Here is a 636-nt window from a genome sequence, read left to right as displayed (position 1 = left end):
TCGGATGCCGCTTGGAATGAGTTAATTTTAAAGCTCGAGTATCTCGCTGCAAAGCTCCGAGTGCGATTCGTTTAGTCGAAATGAATAATAATATTCAGGGATGACTAACTTCTCTGGAGTAACCAATAGGTTGATGCGCCCACTGCGGACTGACTTTCAAAGAAGGAGATATCTGGGAAAAAGACCACAAAGTGCCTAAATCGAAAGGTGGGAAGCACTCTATGGAAAATCTAGAGTTACTTCACAGACACTGCCACGATGATAAAACAAGGAAAGATGGGAGCCAAGCAGGTAGACACATGGACAAGTCCCAAGCAATTGAGGATCCGTGTAAAGCGAAAGTTTTACGCACGGTTTTGAAGACTCGCGGTTCTCGTGAGGGAATCGCTTAGTTGATCAAAGTAGCCACACAGCTAGGGATTAACGTGGGATTCGTTTAGCCTAAATGGGTAGCAATACCTAGAGACGGCTAGCAAGGTAAATCCAAGGGATTAATCCCAAAAAGAACCTTGACAGAACAAAGCGCGCAAGCCCCGTGTCTTTAGACCGGGGTTCCGCGTGAGACTTTAGTCTCGCGAATGCTTTTTGGGCGAAGGGTCAGGAAGTTTTGCTATCAAACTGCGGATCAGTTCAGAT

1 pseudogene is annotated in these 636 nt (G+C 45.9%); it reads left to right on the top strand.

Annotated features, from left to right (window positions below):
• Window positions 1–146 precede the first annotated feature (146 nt).
• Window positions 147–392 (top strand): annotated as a pseudogene (locus MiSe_RS49615) (HNH endonuclease); the annotation flags it as partial.
• Window positions 393–636: the final 244 nt, after the last annotated feature.

The organism is Microseira wollei NIES-4236, assembly GCF_020521235.1.
Taxonomy (GTDB): domain Bacteria; phylum Cyanobacteriota; class Cyanobacteriia; order Cyanobacteriales; family Aerosakkonemataceae; genus Microseira; species Microseira wollei.
This window is presented reverse-complemented; position numbering and strand designations above follow the sequence as displayed.